Source organism: Streptomyces sp. SID13726, from assembly GCF_010548375.1.
Taxonomy (GTDB): Bacteria; Actinomycetota; Actinomycetes; order Streptomycetales; family Streptomycetaceae; genus Streptomyces.
This window is the reverse complement of sequence record NZ_JAAGLY010000820.1, coordinates 1-391: the sequence shown is the minus strand read 5'-3', so window position 1 is coordinate 391 and position 391 is coordinate 1. Positions and strand designations below refer to the sequence as shown.

General features: G+C 76.5%; 1 protein-coding gene. It reads left to right on the top strand.

Annotation, left to right across the window (positions count from 1 at the left end):
• On the top strand, positions 1–391 hold a 391-nt coding region (locus tag G3I78_RS50480), incomplete at both ends, for a UxaA family hydrolase (protein WP_203616626.1).

The following is a 391-nucleotide window of genomic DNA, read 5'->3' as shown; positions in this document are numbered from 1 at the left end:
CCTGCGGCCCGAGGACGACGTCGCCGTCGCGACGCGCGACCTCGCGCCGGGCGACGCCGTCGACCTCCCCGCGGGCGGCGTCGTCGGCGTGCTCGACGCCGTCCCGCGCGGGCACAAGGTCGCGCTGCGGGACGTCCCCGCGGGCGGTCCCGTGCACAAGTACGGGCAGGTGATCGGCGTCGCGACGCGCGACGTCTGCGCCGGCCAGCACGTGCACACGCAGAACCTCGGCTACGCACCGGGGGAGCGCGAGCACGAGCTCGCCACCGTGCGCACACCGCTCGTCGCGCCCCCCGGACCGCGCCCGACGTTCCGCGGCTACCGGAGGGCGAATGGGACCACCGGCACGCGCAGCTACGTCGCGATCCTCACGTCGGTGAACTGCTCCGCG